We start from the raw sequence: 16,714 nt of genomic DNA on the forward strand, positions 1-16,714 counted from the left end.
GCATGAGCCTGCGTTTTCTTCCCTGGTCCTTTGCCCTCGCGCTGCTGGTCGGCTGCAGCACCGTGTCCGCGCCGCATGTGCAGCGCAAGGGCAATCTGTCGCCGACTGCCGAGGCCGGCCAGGCAGCTGATGTCGCAGCAGATGCTGCCCGTGACGCCCAGGGCGCTCCGCAGGCGGTGATCCGCCGTGGCACCGGCACCATGATCAACCGCGAAGCAGCACGTGCACCGGCACCGGCGCTGCATGGCGCCAGCACCGGTGAAGCAACCTTCAATTTCGAAGGCGAGTCGGTGCACGCGGTGGTCAAGGCCATCCTCGGTGACATGCTGGGCCAGAACTACGTGATCGCACCGGGCGTGCAGGGCACGGTCACCCTGGCCACGCCCAAGCCGGTGTCGCCGGCGCAGGCGTTGAACCTGCTGGAGATGGTGCTGGGCTGGAACAACGCCCGCATGGTCTACAGCGGTGGCCGCTACAACATCGTCGCTGCCGACCAGGCGCTGGCCGGTACGGTTGCGCCGAGCACGGCGCCTGCAGCCAGTGCGCGTGGCTTCGAGGTACGGGTGATCCCGCTGCAGTTCATCTCCGCCACCGAGATGAAGAAGGTGCTGGAGCCTTATGCGCGGCCCAATGCGATCGTCAACGTCGACAGCGGCCGCAACGTGATCACCCTGGGCGGTACCCGCGCCGAGCTGGAAAACTACATGCGCACCGTCGAGATCTTCGACGTCGACTGGCTGTCGGGCATGTCGGTGGGCGTGTTCCCGATCCAGTCGGGCAAGGCCGAGCAGGTCGCTGCCGACCTGGAGAAGGTGTTCGGCGAGGAGAGCAAGACCCCCAGCGCCGGCATGTTCCGCTTCCTGCCGCTGGAAAACGCCAACGCCGTGCTGGTGATCACCCCGCAGGTGCGTTACCTGGACCAGATCCAGCAGTGGCTGGACCGTATCGATACCGCCGGTGGCAGCGCCCGCCTGTTCTCCTACGAGCTGCGCTACATCAAGGCGCGCGACCTGGCCGAGCGCCTCAGTGAAGCCTTCGCCAGCAGCGGCAATCGTGGCGGCTCCAGCCCGGCATCGCTGGCACCCGGCGCGATTCCATCGCAGCTGGGCAGCGATGGCGAGCGCGGCATGGACAGCAACAACAGCAGCAGTTTCGGTTCGACCCCGGGCAGTGGTTCCAGCGGTGCCGGCAACGGCAGCATGAACCTGCCGCAGCGCCAGTCCGGCAACGTCAGCGTCAGCCTGGAAGTGGAAGGCGATCGCGTGGGCGTGTCGGCGGTGGAGGAGACCAATACCCTGCTGGTGCGTTCGACCCCGCAGGCCTGGCGCTCGATCCGCGAAGTGATCGAGAAGCTGGACGTGATGCCGCTGCAGGTGCACATCGAAGCCCAGGTGGCCGAGGTGTCGCTGGATGGTGACCTGAAGTACGGCGTGAACTGGTTCTTCGACAATGCCGTGGCCGGGCGTGCACTGACGGGAGCATTGGGCGGCGTGACCCTGCCGGCAGCAGCGGGTGGCTCCTGGAGCAGCTTCGCCGGTGCCGCGACCGGTGGCGAAGGCCTGGGCTGGGCATTCACCGGCCACAATGGTGCGGCGGTGGTGAGCGCGCTGGACAAGGTCACCGATGTACGCCTGCTGCAGACCCCCTCGGTGTTCGTGCGCAACAACGCCGAGGCCACGCTCAACGTGGGCGACAAGGTGCCGATCAACACCACCACGGTCAACACCGGTATCGGCACCGGCACCTACAGCTCTGTGCAGTACATCGACACCGGCGTGATCCTGAAGGTGCGCCCGCGCGTAACCCGCGATGGCACGGTGTTCCTCGATATCGTGCAGGAAGTGAGCAGCGCCTCGAACGTGCCCGACAACTGCAATCCGACCGAGCGCAACTGCAACCCGCGGATTTCCACCAAGAAGCTGTCGACCGAAGCGGCGGTGCAGAGCGGCGACACCATCATGCTGGCCGGCCTGATCACCGATACGGCCACCGATGGCAGCAGCGGCATTCCCGGGCTGAGCCGGATTCCGGTGGTGGGCGCGCTGTTCGGGCAGAAGAGCCGTACCAGCCGTCGTTCCGAAGTGATCGTGCTGCTGACCCCGAGCATCGTGCGCAACAGCCAGGAAGCGCGCAATCTGACCGACGAGTACAGCCAGCGCTTCCGAGCGATGGAACCGCTGAACCAGCCGCGCGCAAAGAAGTAAGGGGTTTACGGCCGGGCTGCGCCCGGCACCCGCAGAGGCCGAAGCTGGGGCAACAGCAACAGCAACAGCAACAGCAACAGCCGGTTTACTGAGGGAGGGCGGGGCACTGTGGGTTTGTGGGGACGCCGTGAACCCGTCCCTGGGGGCTTGGTCGCCGCATCCATGCGGCTCACACCCCGCAAACCCACAGTGCCCCGCCTTCGACAATTTCCTGCTGCTGTTGGTAGGTGTCGACCTTGGTCGACACGGTAGATCCACGCCATGCGTGGATGCTTTTCGATTCCAATTCGAAATATTCGATTCCGATGGAGATTCATCCACGCATGGCGTGGATCTACTGCAGGTCGAGAGAAACTGTCGAAGGCGGGGTGGGTCCGGTTGCGGGGGTGTCCGCGGCATGGATGCCGCGGCCAAGCCCCCAAGGTGAAGTGCCCCCCGGGAGTTGGACGTCAGATCCAACCCCGAGGGATACATGAACAGATACGACGCACGTTTCAAACTGCAGGTCGCCAAAGAGGCCTGCAAGACCTCCACATCGGTCAAAGCCATTGCCCGTCGCCACGGCCTTGAGTTCTCCACGGTCAGGCGCTGGGTGGCGACCTATCGGCTGCATGGTTGGCGCGGATTTCATCGCCAGGCCCGGTTCTATGACCTCCCGTTCAAGCTGGCTGTCCTGGAAAAGATGAGCCAGGACGGCATGTCCGGGCGGGAGGCCACCACCTACTTCCAGATTGGTGATGCCGGCGCGGTGGGGCGATGGCAGCGCCTGTATGCTCAAGGCGGTGCCCAAGCGTTGGCACCGCCTCCGCCGCTGCCCCGAAAGCCGATGAAAAAGACCCGGTCGTCCAAGCCACCTGAGGAAATGAGTCGCGATGAGCTGCTCAAGGAAGTCGCCTATCTGCGTGCGGAGACCGACTACCTAAAAAAACTCGATGCCTTGATCCGGGAAGAGCAGGCGGCGCAAGACGCAAAGCGCAAGCCATCCAAGGATTGAGGCAGGTTCATACGCTGTCGCTTCTGCTCGAAGCGGCAGAGCTGTCACGCAGTACGTTCTATTACCAGAACCATGTCCTGGCCCATCCGGATCAGGACGAGGCAGCCCTGTGCGAGCGCATCCGTGCAATCTACGATCAAAGCCAAGGGCGCTATGGCTATCGCACGGTGACGCTGGAATTGGCCAATCAGGGTCATCGGACCAATCACAAGCGGGTACAGCGCCTGATGGGGGAGATGGGCCTGAAATCACGGGTACGGGTGAAGCGCTACCGGTCCTTCAAGGGGGCCGCCAATGTTGTGGTTGGCAATGACCTCAATCGTCAATTCCACGCCGAGCGCCCCAACCAGAAGTGGGTGACCGACGTGACCGAGTTCAAGGTACAAGGCATGAAGCTGTACCTGTCGCCGATCATGGACCTCTACAACGGCGAAATCGTGGCTTATCAGATCAAGCGCCAGCCCGTGTTCGATCTGGTAGGTCAGATGCTGGAGGAGGCCATCAAGAAGCTTTCGCCGGATGAGCGCCCCATGATCCACTCCGACCAGGGCTGGCAGTACCAGCATGAAAACTACCGGCACATGCTGGAAAAACATTCGTTGAAACAAAGCATGTCCCGGCGTGGCAACTGCCTGGACAATGCGGCGATGGAGAGCTTCTTCGGGACGCTGAAGTCGGAGTTCTTCTACCTGAACAGCTTTGACAGCATCGAGAGTCTGGAGGCTGGGCTGGTGGAATACATCCAGTACTACAACCAGGAGCGCATCAAACTGAAACTGAAAGGTCTGAGCCCGGTAGAGTACCGGGAGCGGGCCCAATCGGCCGCCTGACCCCGTCCAAGTCTCGGGGGTCACTTCAAGGATGGGTTTACGGCGTCCCCCGCAACCGGACCCACCCCGCCATCCCGCAGGAACCCAGCTTTTGCTTCGGCCGTTGCTGTTGCCCTGGCCTGAAGCGGGTGCCGGGTGCAACCCGGCCGATACCCTCCCGGTGCTAGGCTGTGGCTACCGACAACCACGGAGGCGGGATGGGGGCGATCGTGTTGTTGCCGCTGTGCGTGGACGATGCCGCGCTCGACCGCTGCCTGGCCGCACTGGATGCCGGCACCGCGCCGGGCACCGCGGTCTGGCTGGCCGACGACGCGCAGACCGGGCCGCGCGCGCAGGCGGTGGTGGAACACTGGTTGGCGCATACGCCACTGCAGGCCGAGTACACCCGCCGCGCGCGGCCGCTGGGCGAGGTGGCCCACCTGGACGAGATGCTGCGCGCCTGCGATGGCATGGACGTGGCGGTGCTGGCACCGGACAGCGTGCCTGCGCCGGGCTGGCTGCAGCAGCTGCAGGACACCTTCGCCCGCGATGCCGCCATCGCCACCGCAACCCCGTGGTGCAATGCCGGCGAAACCGCTGCGTGGCCCAGGCTGGGCGAGATCAATCCCGAACCCCATGATCCGGCCCTGCTGGCGCATACCTGTGCCACATTGCCAACCCTGCACCCCGAGCTGCCGTCCGCAGTCACCCATGCGGTGCTGGTGCGGGGCAACGCGCGTCGACGTGCCGGGGGCCTGGACGTGGACAGCTACGCCGGCTGGAACGCGGCGCTGGTGGACCTGAGCCTACGCATGGCCGGCCTGGGATGGCGCAACGTGCTGTGCGAGACCGCCTTCGTCAGCCGGGCGGGGGAGGCGGTCAGCCGTGACGGCGATCTTGAAGCGCTGGCTGCGCGCTGGCCGGGCTGGGTGCCTCGGTTGGCGGACTTCCTGATGCACGACCCGCTGCACGGGCTGCGTGCCGACCTGCAGCAGCGCATGCGGCAGGCGATAATGCCGAAGGAACAGGGCGACCTGTTCGTTCCTTCCGCGCCGGAGCCACCCGTTTGACTGTTGCCATCGCCGCCATCGTCGTCACCTACCAGAGCGGCAGCACCATCGATGCCTGTCTCTCCCGTCTGCGCCAGGCGCGGGACGTGGCCGAAATCCGGGTGATCGACAACGGCTCGATGGATGGCACGCTGGATATCGTGCAGCGCCATGCCAGCCACGACCCGCGCGTGCGTTTTGTCGGCAATCCGGACAATCCCGGCTTTGCCGCCGCAAACAATCAGGGGGTGGCCGATTCGCACAGCCCGTGGCTGGCCTTCATCAACCCGGACCTGATGGTCGAGCCCGATACTCTGGCCGAGCTGCGCAGCCGTGCCGAACGGTTGGGGGATTGCCTGCTGGGTGTCGAACAGCTGGACGAGCATGGCCATGCCGACGAGGCCGTGCGCCGTCGTGATCCGGATTTCCTGTTGATGCTGCGTTCGCCCGGCAAAGGCTCGAAGCTGTCGGTCCCGCGCGATCCGCAGCAGGCGCTGCAGCGGGTGCCGGCGTTGTCTGGAGCGCTGCTGCTGATGCCGCGTGCGCTGTTCGACCGCATCGGTGGCTGGGACGCCGGCTATCGCCTGCACGCCGAAGACCTGGACTTGTGCCGGCGCGCACGTGAGGCTGGCGCGGTGGTGGCGATCGCCAACGACCTGCAGGTCACCCATGTGCGCGGTGTCTCCAGCCGCTCACGGCCGTTCTTCGTGGAATGGCACAAGCACCGGGGCCTGTGGCGCTATTTCCAGAAGTTCGAGGCCAGTCAGCGTTCGCTGCCGGTGCGCGTGGCGGTGTGGGGCGCGATCTGGGCGCACGCCCTGATGCTGGTGCCGCGCCTGGTGCGCAGGTCGTTGTAGAGCCGAGCCCACGCTCGGCTGCATGGATAGGGTCATCCACGCATGGTGTGGATCCACTGGCCGCGCCCCCGGTTCACCCTGCTGGGCGCATAATCCGCCCCATGCCTATCATCCAGTCCCTGCTCGACACCGACCTGTACAAGTTCACCATGATGCAGGCGGTGCTCCACCAGCACCCCGGTGCCCAGGTGCAGTACCGGTTCAAGTGCCGCACGCCCGGCATCGACCTGGCCCATTACATCGACCAGATCGACGAAGAGATCGACCACCTGTGCAGCCTGCGTTTCAGCGACGCGGAGCTGGATTACATGCGTGGCCTGCGCTTCGTGAAGCCCGACTTCGCCGATTTCCTCGGCCTGTTCCACCTCGACCGCAAGTACATCCAGCTGCGCGCGTCGAAGACCGTGCCCGGCGAGATCGAACTGGACATCACCGGCCCGTGGCTGCACACCATCCTGTTCGAAGTGCCGCTGCTGGCGATCATCAACGAAGTCTGGTTCCGCAACACCACCACGCCTGACTTCGCCGAAGGCGAGCGCCGCCTGCAGGCCAAGGCCGCGCTGCTGCGTGATACCCCGGGGTTCGAGCAGTGCCGCATCGCCGACTATGGCAGCCGCCGCCGCTACTCGCGCGACTGGCACGCGCGCCTGCTGCCGCTGCTGCGCGATGCGCTCGGCCCGCAGCTGGTCGGCACCAGCAACGTGCACTTCGCCCGCCTGTACGGCATGACCCCGCACGGCACCATGGCCCATGAGTATCTGCAGGCCTTCCAGGCGCTGGGCCCACGCCTGCGTGACTCGCAGGTGGCGGCGCTGGAATCGTGGGCACGCGAGTATCGCGGCGACCTCGGCATCGCGCTGTCCGACGTGGTCGGCCTGGATGCGTTCCTGCGCGACTTCGATATGTACTTCTGCAAGCTGTTCGACGGTGTCCGCCACGATTCGGGCGATCCGTTCGACTGGGGCGACCGCATGCTGGCGCACTTCCAGCAGCGCCGCGTCGATCCGCGCAGCAAGGTGCTGGTGTTCAGCGATGGGCTCGACATCGCCAAGGTCATGCGCCTGTACGACTACTTCCGTGGTCGCTGCCAGGTCGCGTTCGGCGTCGGCACCCACCTGACCAATGATCTGGGTCCGACGCCGCTGAACATCGTGATCAAGATGGTCCGCTGCAACGGCCAGCCGGTGGCCAAGCTCAGCGATTCGCCGGGCAAGAGCATGTGCGACGACCCCGGCTACCTGGCCTACCTGCGCCAGGTCTTCGAGCTGCCGCCGGCGTAAACACGTCGGCTTACAGGTAGTCGACCACCACCAGGTAGGCACCCTGCAGCGGCTGCTGCTTCGAAGCCTGCACGCTGTAGCGCTCGGAGAAGGCGATATCGCCGGCGCGCATCGCGCTGGCCGACACCGACAGCTTCTGCCCCTGGCGCTTGCCGTCGCGCAGCGTCGCGGCTTGGCCATCGGCCAGCGCCGTCACAGCCACCGTCGAGCCCTTGGCCGACGGCGGGCAGGCCGCCAGGCTCAGCTCGCCCTGGGACAGGTTGGTCATGCAGCCCGGCTCGGCGATACGGCCGCTGAAACGAATGCTGCCGCTGCTGGCCTGGGCCAGCGCACTGACGGACATCAGGGCCACGCACAGCAGAAGGGAGGTTCTCATGACACGTTCTCTGGTTCGGTGTGTCCTAGTTAGCGACAGGTTCGATCCGTCTTTAATAGGACGATTCCGAATCTGCTAGGGCCATCACCAACAAAGAGTGATGCGCATCAAATAAGGTGATTTCCACCTTAAAAAGGCCTGTTTCCGCGCATGCCGAATGCGCCGCCAGGTGCGTCATGCAGGGTCGTTTGTGGCCTGATCCGGCCACCGTCAAATTCCTTGCGCTCCCCCAACCATGATTTCGCCTAACACGTCACATTTGAGGCGTCAATGAATTGGCGTTCAGAAAAATAATGAGACTTTCATCACAGTTGTGCATATACTTGCGTCACGGATTCAGGGGAAGGTATGTCCGAGTCCGGCCACAGGTGAGACGCAAGGATGGGTCTTGGTAGCCCGGCAGTGCTCCTTGCTTCCTCCTCTACTTCTCATCTCTTCAGTAGGGTTAGGTAAAAGCGAATGCACAAGATCAACCTCATTGCCGCTCTGATGCTGGCCGCCGCTCCGCTGGCCGCCAACGCCGCCGACGGCACCATCACCTTCAACGGCAAGGTGACCGACAAGACCTGCACCATCTCGACCCCGGGCGGCAAGGACTTCGCCGTCAACCTGCCGACCGTGTCCAAGAACACCCTGGCCACCGCCGGTGCCGTTGCCGGTCGTACCCCGTTCGCCATCAACCTGACCAAGTGCAGCGCCGGCAACGTCGCGACCTACTTCGAGCCGGGTTCGACCGTTGATTTCAACACCGGCCGCCTGCTGAACCAGGCCTCGGCCAACGCTGCCACCAACGTGCAGCTGCAGCTGCTGGGCTCGAACAACCAGGTCCTGCCGATCAAGGCTGCCGGCGCTGGCCTGGCCCAGACCAACTCGCAGTGGGTCACCGTCGGCATCGACGGCTCGGCCGACCTGAACTACTACGCTGAGTACTACGCCACTGCCGCCGCCACCCCGGGCGACGTCACCAGCAGCGTCAAGTACACGATCATCTACAACTGATCGTAGCCGTACCAGCACTGGCCGGCGCACGCGCCGGCCAGTGCATCGCGGCCCCTGGCCACATACCTCGAGCGTAGTACTTCCGATGAAAGCATTCTTTCCCCGGGCGCTGCTGCTGGCAGCGTTCACGCTGCCCTTCTGCCAGAACGCTCTGGCCGGCGTGGTGGTCAATGGCACGCGAGTGATCTATCCGGCGCAGGCGCGCGAAGTCACCGTGCAGGTCGACAACGTGGGCGATTCGCCGGCGCTGGTGCAGGCCTGGATCGACAGCGGCGACGCCAACCAGACCGCCGATACCAGCGATGCCCCGTTCGTACTGACGCCGCCGATCGCGCGTGTCGAGCCGGGCCGCAGCCAGGCGCTGCGACTGATCTTCTCCGGCGCGCAGTTGCCGACCGACCGCGAGTCGGTGTTCTGGCTCAACGTGCTGGATGTGCCGCCGTCCCCGGACAACGCTGACAGCGGCGAACAGAATTACCTGCAGGTCGCGTTTCGTTCGCGCCTGAAGCTTTTCTACCGGCCGCAGGGCCTGAAGGGCGTCGCCAACGATGCACCCGCAGCGCTGCGCTGGACCCGCAATGGCGACCGCCTGCGGGTGGAAAACCCGAGCCCCTTCCACGTCACTCTGGCCGAAGTACATGCCGTGACCGGCAGCAGTGAAAAGGCCGTCGAGGACAAGGGCGCGATGGTCGCGCCGAAGCAGAGCCTGGAGTTCGCCGCACCGGCGGGCACCGACCAGGTCCGCTTCATCACCATCAACGACTACGGCGGCCGGGTGGAACACACCATCCGCCTCGGCAGCACCGGGGGCTGAACGCGCCGCGCCGGCCCCTGGCCTGCGCATCCCGCCACCGCCGCTGTGCGGCGAATTGAAGGAATGTCAGTGTGATCGGAAACAGATTGACATTGTCGATCCATCAGGCGCTTTGCCTGTTGGTTGCTGGCGTGGCCTGCCCAGGATGGGCGCTGGCTGCCCCGGCCAATCTCGGCGAACAGGCGCTCATGGCGCAGAGTGGTGCGGCCAATGCGCGTGCACCCGAATCGGCGCAGTTCAACTCCAGCTTCCTGTCTGGCCAGGCCAAGCAGGTGGACCTGGCGGCCTTCAGCAACGGCAACCCGATGGTGGCCGGCAACTATCGTGTCGACGTGTACGTCAACGGTGCCTGGCAGGGCCGTCGCGATCTGCAGTTCAAGGCCGATGCGCAGGGCCGTGTCGACGCCTGCCTGCCGCTGCCGATGCTGGAAGAAATGGGCGTGGACAGCGAGGCCGTGCTGCTGCAGCAGGATCCGTCCGTGCCCACCGACAAGACCAGCTGCGTGCCGGTCCAGCAGCGCATGGCCAACGCCTATGGTGTCTATGACAGCGGCAACCTGCGCTACGACCTGAGCATCCCGCAGGTGTTCCTGCGCCGCGAGGCGCGTGGCTACGTCAACCCGGCGCTGTGGGACCGTGGCATCAATGCCGGTTTCGTCGGCTACAGCTTCAATGCCATCGACAGCGACAGTCGCGTCGAAGGTGGCCAGCGCAACCGCAGTGCCTACCTCGGCCTCAACGCTGGCATGAACCTGGGTGGCTGGCAGTTCCGCCACGATTCGAACCTGACCTGGTCCGAGGGCGACGGCCGCCATTGGCAGAGCATCGCCACCTATGCGCAGCGCGGCATTCCGCAGGTGCGCGGCATGCTCACCATCGGTGAGGCCTACACCACCGGTGAACTGTTCGATTCGATCGGTTACCGCGGTGCCAGCCTGGCCAGCGACGACCGCATGCTGCCCGATTCGCTGCGCGGTTACGCGCCGGTCGTGCGCGGCATCGCCGAGACCAACGCGCGCATCGAAGTGCGCCAGAACGAGCAGCTGATCTACTCCTCCACCGTGTCGCCGGGCAGCTTCGTCATCGACGACCTGTACCCGACCGGTTACGGCGGTGATCTGGAAGTGAGCGTGATCGAGGCCGATGGCCGCCGCCGCGAATTCAAGGTGCCGTTCGGTTCGGTGCCGCAGATGCTGCGCGAAGGCGTGTCGCGTTACTCGCTGACGGCCGGCCAGGTGCGCAACAAGCTGCTGGCCGATGAGCCGTGGCTGGTGCAGGGCACCTACCAGCGCGGTATCGGCAACCAGCTGACCCTGTACGGTGGCAGTGCACTGAGCGATGGCTACCTGTCGCTGCTGTACGGCGTCGGCCTGTCCACGCCGGTCGGCGCATTCGCTGCCGACGTCACCCATGCGCGTACCTCGTTCGATCACTACGGCAACCACACCGGTGCCAGCGTGCGCTTGAGCTACAGCAACATGATCGGCGAGACCGGGACCAACCTGACGCTGGCCGCCTACCGCTATTCGACCGAAGGCTTCTACAGCCTGCAGGACGCGCTGTACGGCCGTGATTCGGACAAGCGCGGCATCGATCCGACCACCCGTGGCCGCCAGCGCAGCCAGTTCCAGGTAACGCTGAACCAGCCGCTGGGCCGTCGCGGCGGCGCGCTGTACGTGACCGGTTCGGTGCGTGACTTCTACGACCGTTCCGGCACCTCCAAGCAGTACCAGGTGGGCTACAACAATGCCTGGCGTTCGGTGAACTACGGCTTCTCGGCGCTGCGCACCGAAGAGGGCGTGCTGGGCCGTTCCGACACCCAGTACCTGTTGTCGATGAGCGTGCCGCTGGGTCGTGGTTCCCACCCGGTGTCGTTCAGCGCCGATCTCGGCGTGCGCGACCGCGGTGGCTACGACAACAGCCGCGTCGGCATCACCGGTTCGGCCGGTGTCGACAACAACTTCAGCTACGGCGTGGCGCTGTCCGATTCCCGCGAAGGTGGCACCACCGCGGTCGGCAACGCCGAGTACCGCAGCCGCTACTCCGCGTTGAACGCGACCTACAGCCACTCGCGCGATTTCCGCCAGGCTTCGGTCGGTGCCAACGGCAGCGTGGTCGTGCATCCGGGCGGCTTCACCTTCACCCCGCAGCGTGGCGACACCATGGTGCTGGTGGAAGCGCCGGGCGCACGCGATGCGATCGTCAGCAACGCCCCGGGCCTGCGCGTCGATGGCCGCGGCTACGCGGTGGTCCCGTACGTGTCGCCGTACCGCCTCAATACCGTCACCCTCGACCCGCAGGGCATGGCCCACGACGTCGAGCTGGAAAGCACCAGCCAGTCGATCGCGCCGTTCGCCGGTGCCATCAGCTACCTGCGCTTCGATACCCGCAAGGGCAACGCGCTGCTGATCCAGGTGCGCAACCCGGATGGCCGCACCATGCCGTTCGGTGCGCAGGTCAAGGATGAGCAGGGCCAGCCGGTGGGCATGGTCAGCCAGGGCGGCCGCCTGTACGTGCGCAGTGAAAAGAACCAGGGCCGCCTGCTGGTGGAGTGGGGCGCAGGCGCCGACCAGCGCTGCACCGTCGATTACCAGGTTCCGGCGGGCGCCGATGCGTCCAAGACCGGCTTCATCCCGCTGGAGGCAGCATGCCGATGATTTCTTCCCGAGGCCGCAAGGCGCTGGCTGCCGTGGCCGTGCTCGGTGGTGTGTTGCTGGCGCAGCAGGCCAGTGCTGCGTGCCGGATCAGCTCCAGCTGGTTCACGGCCCAGGACGTCACCATGGACATGGGCCAGATCGTGATCCTGCCCAGCACACCGGTTGGCGGCGTGATCAAGGAAATCAGCGAGTCGATCACCCAGCGCGACCGTGTGGCCAGCTGCGACTGGAACGGTGGTCGTTCGATCGGCGAGTACGTCAACGCGGCGCAGAAGCGTCCGGTTCCTGGTTTTGCGAATACCTATGAAACCGACGTCCCCGGTGTTGGCATCAAGCTGTTCCGTGATTCCGGGGCGATCCAGGTCTACTACCCGCATCAGCTCAGCTTTGGCGGTGGTAGCACCGTTACGCTGATTGGCGGTCGCTTCCGCATCCAGCTGATCAAGACCGCCGCACAGACTGGCTCGGGCGTGATCGCGCCCAATGGGCGCTTCACCACATACTACTTCGACGGTGACAGTGCCAGCCGCCCAGTGCTGACTTCAACCTTCAAGGGCTCGGGCACCACCGTGGTCAGCCCGACCTGTGAAGTGCAGGCCGGCAGCCGCAACATCGCCGTCGATTTCGGCAGCGTGCCCAACACTACCTTCACCGGTGTCGGTTCCAAGGCCGTTGACCGCGATTTCGAGATCCGCCTGAACTGCCAGGGCAGCAATGTCGCGCAGTACCAGAGCAAGATCGGCATCCGCCTCGATGCCGATCAGGACAGCTCGAACATGCCGGGCGTGCTGAAGCTCAGTGCGGCCACCAACAGCGCCACCCGCATCGGCATCCAGATGGTCCAGCGCGATGGCACCACCGAGCGCGAAGTGCGCTTCGGCCAGACCGTCAATGTAGGTACCACCACCCCCGGCACCAGCACGATGACCTTGCCGCTGCGCGCCCGCTATGTGCAGACCCAGGCCGGCACGGTCGGTGCCGGTGTCGCGAACGGCCAGGCCACCTTCACCATCCAGTACGAGTAAGGCGGCCCCAGGCCGCAGCCACTGTTGCGTTCCACCGCAACGTCGCCCGTGACACGGGCGGCGTTGACTGCGTCTTGATCTTCCAACGATGAAGATCAATGCCACGACGCGCGTACCATTATTCGAATGTGATGTACGTCGCGATTTTGGAGTTTCCTCATGAGGTGACCGTCTCCTGCCTGCGGGTATTGGACGGGAACGCCGAAAGGATCCAGACGTGGCTACAGCTCCTGGCATTCCCCCGCGTCGGTCCGCCGGAGCGCTGCGGTGAAGGTCCTGTCGGTGTTCGGCACGCGACCGGAAGCGATCAAGATGGGGCCGCTGGTGCGGGCTCTGGCCGAGGCTGCGGACATCGAATCGGTGGTCTGCATCACCGGCTAGCACCGGGCGATGCTGGACCAGGTGATGTCGCTGTTCGAGATCACCGCCGACCATGACCTGGATGTCATGGTGCCCAACCAGACCCTCAATGGCCTGTGTTCCAGGCTGTTCGAACGGCTTGACGCGCTGTACACGCAGGTCCGTCCGGACCGGGTGCTGGTGCACGGCGATACCACCACGGCGATGACCGCCGCGCTGGCCGCGTTCCACCACCGGATTCCGATCGGTCATGTCGAGGCCGGACTGCGCACCGGTGACATCAACCGGCCGTGGCCGGAGGAAAAGAACCGGCGGGTGATCGATGTGGTCGGCGACCAGTTGTACGCGCCCACGCCCAGCTCGCGCGCCAACCTGGCCGGTGAACACCTGGGCGGGCAGATCCTGGTCACCGGCAACACCGTCATCGATGCCCTGCAGCAGACCGTAGAGCGCCTGGATGCCGACCCGGCGCTGCGTGCGCGGGCTGACGAACCCTTCCACATGCTTGACCCCGATCGTCGCCTGCTGCTGGTCACCGGCCACCGCCGCGAGAGCTTCGGGCAGGGCTTCGAGGACATCTGCCGTGCGCTCGCTGAACTGGCACGGCGGCCGGATCTGCAGGTGCTGTACCCGGTGCATCTGAACCCGAACGTGCAGGGCCCGGTGAACGCCCACCTCGGCCATCTCGACAACGTGCACCTGGTGCCGCCGCAGGACTACCTGCGCTTCGTGCGGCTGATGCAGCGCGCCGACGTCATCCTCACCGACTCCGGTGGCGTCCAGGAAGAGGCACCGGCGCTGGCCAAGCCGGTGCTGGTCATGCGCGACGTCACCGAACGCCCGGAGGCGGTCGAGGCCGGTGTGGTGACGCTGGTCGGCACCGCGCCCTCGCGCATTGTCGAGGCAGTCAACGCGGCACTGGCACAACCACCGCACCCGACCCGCTTCGATCCCGACGCCAGCCCCTACGGCGATGGCCGTGCCAGCGCGCGCATCGTCGCCGCCCTGCGTGGCACGCCGCTTCCCGAATTCTCGCCCGGCCTCCGCAGCAGCGGCGCCGTCCACCCCCACCCACGCGAAGTGACGCCATGACCCAGACCGGCCGCTCTCCCCTGTTTGCATCCGCCGCCGCGTTCGTCCTGTCGGGCGTGGTTGGCAGTGCCCATGCCGCCGACAGCGTCGCCGGCCAGTTCGCCGAGTGGAGCGGCGACAGCACGGTCAGCCGGCAGATGACCCTGCGCGAACTCGGTTTCCGCCAACCGCTGGTGCTCAGCGGGCAGGAGAGCCAGCGCGAGATCTACCTGCCGGTGCCGGCCGGTGTCGCCACCCGCGATGCGCAGCTGCAGCTGGACGGGCGCTACGTGCGCGGCCACGCCGGGCGCACGTCCGGCCTGTGGTCGGTCGATGGCGATCCGATCGCCGCACGCTCGATCACCGATGCACAGGGTGACGCCAGCCAGCTGCTGGCCATCGATGGCGAACCCCGCCAGAACGGCTTCGTGCGGGTCGGCGTCGGCTGGTGGTCGATCGTGTCCGACTACCAATGTGCCGACCAGAGCGCGCCGGCCAACGTGCTGCGGCTGTCGCCGGACTCGCGCTTCAGCTACCGCTTCGACGGCCGCGCCGTGGACACCGTGGCCAAGGCCTGGGGCGCGCTGCCCCCGCAGGTGCGCCTGCTGGTGGACGGCAAGGCGCTGCAGGCCCCCATCTACGACGCGGCCTGGCGCATTGGCACGGCCCTGCAGGCCGGTGGCAAGCAGGTGCAGGTGCTGGCGCTGCCCAAGGTCGGTGACAGCGTCGACCTGACCGGCATCAGCATCCCGGCCAGCCTGCAGGTCGTGCCGGCCTATGCCGCGCTGGCCACTGGCGAGCGCGCGCATGCGATCAAGGATCTGGCCGAAGTGGGGGCACTGCTGTCGCTGCGTGACAGTGGACCGCTGGCCGCCGATGTGATGATCGGCAGCGACGCATTGCGCGCTGGCGTGCGCACGGCACTGGATGCGCTGGCCGCACAGGTTGCCACCGCTGGCGCCGACGCGGGCACGGCGTTCGCCGCGTGGCGCGGTACCGACATGGGTGGCCTGGAAAAGCCCGCGGCCACCGCCTCGGTCCGCGTGGTGGCCGTTGCCGGCCGTCCGACGCTGGTGGTCGATCCGCCGGCGGCGGGCAAGGTCGCCGGATTGTTCGCCGAACAGTGGCGCAGCTATGCACTGGGCCGAAGCCTGCAGGTCAGCGCAGCGGGCACGCCGAAGCTGGACGGTGACCAGGTGCTGCTGAGTCGACTCGGCAACATCGCCGGCACGGTGGATGTCGTGACCCGCGCGGACCGCAGCGCCAGCTTCGACCTCGGCGCGTTGTCGGCCGATGGGCGCCTGCCCGAGGAGGTGGTGATCGACGTCTCGGCGGCCCCCAATGCGGCCGGGCAGGGCGCGGTGGCCACGATCCATTTCAACGATTACCTGCTGGGCGGCAAGGTGCTGTCGGCCAACGGCCAGCCGCAGCGGCTGGTGGCCAGGGTGCCGGCCTACGCGCTGTCGGCACGCAACGAGATCCGCGTCAGCTTCCTGCGCCAGCCGGCACGCCCCTATTGCCACGATCCGGCCACCGCGTATCCGGTCTCGATCCTGCCCAGCAGCCACCTGACCCTGGCCAAACGTTCGCTGGGCAGTGACTTCGTCGGTGCCAGCAGCCAGCTGTCACGCGGCAACCAGATGTTCGTGCCCGCTACGTGGCTGCAGGACGCGCCGGCATCGCTGCGCAAGGTGATCGCGGTGGCCAGTGCAGTGGGGGCCTCGCCAGAGGCGTCGGAGCTGAAGGTGGTCGATGCCGGTGCGGCGATCAGCCCGGGTGCGCCGTGGCTGGCTTTCGGTGTGGCGCCGTCGGGTGTCGATGTGGCCGGCCTGGAGGACGGCCACCTGCTGATCGGCGGGAAGCCTCAGCCGCTGCTGGATGTCAGCGGCCTGGATCGCGCCGCGGTGGTGCAGGTCGGCACCTCCGGCGGCCAGCTTGGCGTGCTGTACAGTGATCTGGGTGCACAGGCACCGTCGTTCGGCGCACCGTTCCGGCTGCTGCGCGGTGATCTGGCGGTGCTCGACGGCAATGATGCCGTGCGCGAGTTCGATCGCCAGGATCCTTACGGGAGCCGAGTTGCCCAGGATGGCAATCCACAATCGAAGTGGGAACGGCACATGGTCTGGTTGCTGCTGCTGGTCGGCGTGATCGTGTTCGCGCTGCTGGCCGCCCGCGTCACCCAGGTGCGCCGCCGCAAGTCCGCCAACACAGGGCACTGA

11 protein-coding genes and 1 pseudogene are annotated in these 16,714 nt (G+C 66.1%); 11 read left to right on the plus strand and 1 reads right to left on the minus strand.

All coding sequences use genetic code 11. The features are described 5' to 3' along the window. The first annotated feature begins 2 nt into the window (after positions 1-2). The 5 genes from gspD to pncB all read left to right on the plus strand — a co-directional run bounded on the left by gspD (position 3) and on the right by pncB (position 7,193). Positions 3-2,204 (plus strand): type II secretion system secretin GspD, encoded by a 2,202-nt coding sequence (gspD, locus tag CKW06_RS03235; protein ID WP_024958177.1) that lies wholly within the window; start codon positions 3-5, stop codon positions 2,202-2,204. A 472-nt stretch (positions 2,205-2,676) separates the two neighbouring features. Further along, positions 2,677-4,028, plus strand: a protein-coding gene (locus tag CKW06_RS03245) for an IS3 family transposase (protein WP_095052030.1) whose coding sequence is annotated in 2 segments (ribosomal slippage) — positions 2,677-3,124 and positions 3,124-4,028 — 1,353 coding nt in all. Because the reading frame shifts where the segments join, the coding sequence is not laid out codon by codon here. Positions 4,029-4,225: 197 nt separating this feature from the next. After that, complete coding sequence (locus CKW06_RS03250; RefSeq protein ID WP_005412209.1) at positions 4,226-5,077, plus strand: glycosyltransferase family 2 protein; 852 nt, start codon at positions 4,226-4,228, stop codon at positions 5,075-5,077. Continuing rightward, positions 5,074-5,913 (plus strand): glycosyltransferase family 2 protein, encoded by an 840-nt coding sequence (locus tag CKW06_RS03255; RefSeq protein WP_024957248.1) that lies wholly within the window; start codon positions 5,074-5,076, stop codon positions 5,911-5,913. Before CKW06_RS03250 ends, CKW06_RS03255 begins: the two co-directional genes overlap by 4 nt. A gap of 101 nt (positions 5,914-6,014) precedes the next feature. Further along, on the plus strand, positions 6,015-7,193 hold the full coding sequence (pncB, locus tag CKW06_RS03260) for a nicotinate phosphoribosyltransferase (RefSeq protein ID WP_005412211.1): 1,179 nt from the start codon (positions 6,015-6,017) through the stop codon (positions 7,191-7,193). Positions 7,194-7,203: 10 nt separating this feature from the next. Here pncB and CKW06_RS03265 read toward each other — a convergent pair whose 3' ends face one another. Next, positions 7,204-7,569, minus strand: a complete 366-nt coding sequence (locus tag CKW06_RS03265) for a hypothetical protein (RefSeq protein WP_005408037.1) — start codon at positions 7,567-7,569, stop codon at positions 7,204-7,206. Positions 7,570-8,028: 459 nt separating this feature from the next. On the opposite strand from CKW06_RS03265, the gene CKW06_RS03270 reads away from it, so the two are divergent. From CKW06_RS03270 to CKW06_RS03295, 6 genes and pseudogenes are all read left to right on the plus strand, one after another. Continuing rightward, positions 8,029-8,568, plus strand: a complete 540-nt coding sequence (locus CKW06_RS03270; RefSeq protein WP_024957249.1) for a fimbrial protein — start codon at positions 8,029-8,031, stop codon at positions 8,566-8,568. 85 nt (positions 8,569-8,653) lie between these two features. Continuing rightward, positions 8,654-9,382: a fimbrial biogenesis chaperone gene (locus tag CKW06_RS03275; protein WP_005408039.1), complete on the plus strand. Its 729-nt coding sequence runs from the start codon at positions 8,654-8,656 to the stop codon at positions 9,380-9,382. 92 nt (positions 9,383-9,474) lie between these two features. Continuing rightward, on the plus strand, positions 9,475-12,039 hold the full coding sequence (locus CKW06_RS03280) for a fimbria/pilus outer membrane usher protein (protein WP_005412212.1): 2,565 nt from the start codon (positions 9,475-9,477) through the stop codon (positions 12,037-12,039). Then, a complete protein-coding gene (locus CKW06_RS03285; RefSeq protein WP_024957250.1) occupies positions 12,030-13,064 on the plus strand; it encodes a fimbrial protein in 1,035 nt (344 codons plus the stop codon). Before CKW06_RS03280 ends, CKW06_RS03285 begins: the two co-directional genes overlap by 10 nt. A gap of 267 nt (positions 13,065-13,331) precedes the next feature. After that, a pseudogene (wecB, locus tag CKW06_RS03290) lies at positions 13,332-14,516 on the plus strand (non-hydrolyzing UDP-N-acetylglucosamine 2-epimerase). Then, positions 14,513-16,714, plus strand: a complete 2,202-nt coding sequence (locus tag CKW06_RS03295; RefSeq protein WP_024957251.1) for a cellulose biosynthesis cyclic di-GMP-binding regulatory protein BcsB — start codon at positions 14,513-14,515, stop codon at positions 16,712-16,714. The pseudogene wecB and the gene CKW06_RS03295 overlap by 4 nt, the downstream one beginning before the upstream one ends.

The organism is Stenotrophomonas maltophilia, from assembly GCF_900186865.1.
Taxonomy (GTDB): Bacteria; Pseudomonadota; Gammaproteobacteria; order Xanthomonadales; family Xanthomonadaceae; genus Stenotrophomonas; species Stenotrophomonas maltophilia.

What these genes read in the sequence shown, in the direction of transcription:
- CKW06_RS03275 (WP_005408039.1), top strand. Translation starts at nt 8,654, where the DNA reads ATGAAAGCATTCTTTCCCCGGGCGCTGCTGCTGGCAGCGTTCACGCTG.
- CKW06_RS03295 (WP_024957251.1), top strand. Translation starts at nt 14,513, where the DNA reads ATGACCCAGACCGGCCGCTCTCCCCTGTTTGCATCCGCCGCCGCGTTC.
- CKW06_RS03265 (WP_005408037.1), bottom strand. Translation starts at nt 7,569, where the DNA reads ATGAGAACCTCCCTTCTGCTGTGCGTGGCCCTGATGTCCGTCAGTGCG.
- pncB (WP_005412211.1), top strand. Translation starts at nt 6,015, where the DNA reads ATGCCTATCATCCAGTCCCTGCTCGACACCGACCTGTACAAGTTCACC.
- CKW06_RS03250 (WP_005412209.1), top strand. Translation starts at nt 4,226, where the DNA reads ATGGGGGCGATCGTGTTGTTGCCGCTGTGCGTGGACGATGCCGCGCTC.
- CKW06_RS03270 (WP_024957249.1), top strand. Translation starts at nt 8,029, where the DNA reads ATGCACAAGATCAACCTCATTGCCGCTCTGATGCTGGCCGCCGCTCCG.
- gspD (WP_024958177.1), top strand. Translation starts at nt 3, where the DNA reads ATGAGCCTGCGTTTTCTTCCCTGGTCCTTTGCCCTCGCGCTGCTGGTC.
- CKW06_RS03285 (WP_024957250.1), top strand. Translation starts at nt 12,030, where the DNA reads ATGCCGATGATTTCTTCCCGAGGCCGCAAGGCGCTGGCTGCCGTGGCC.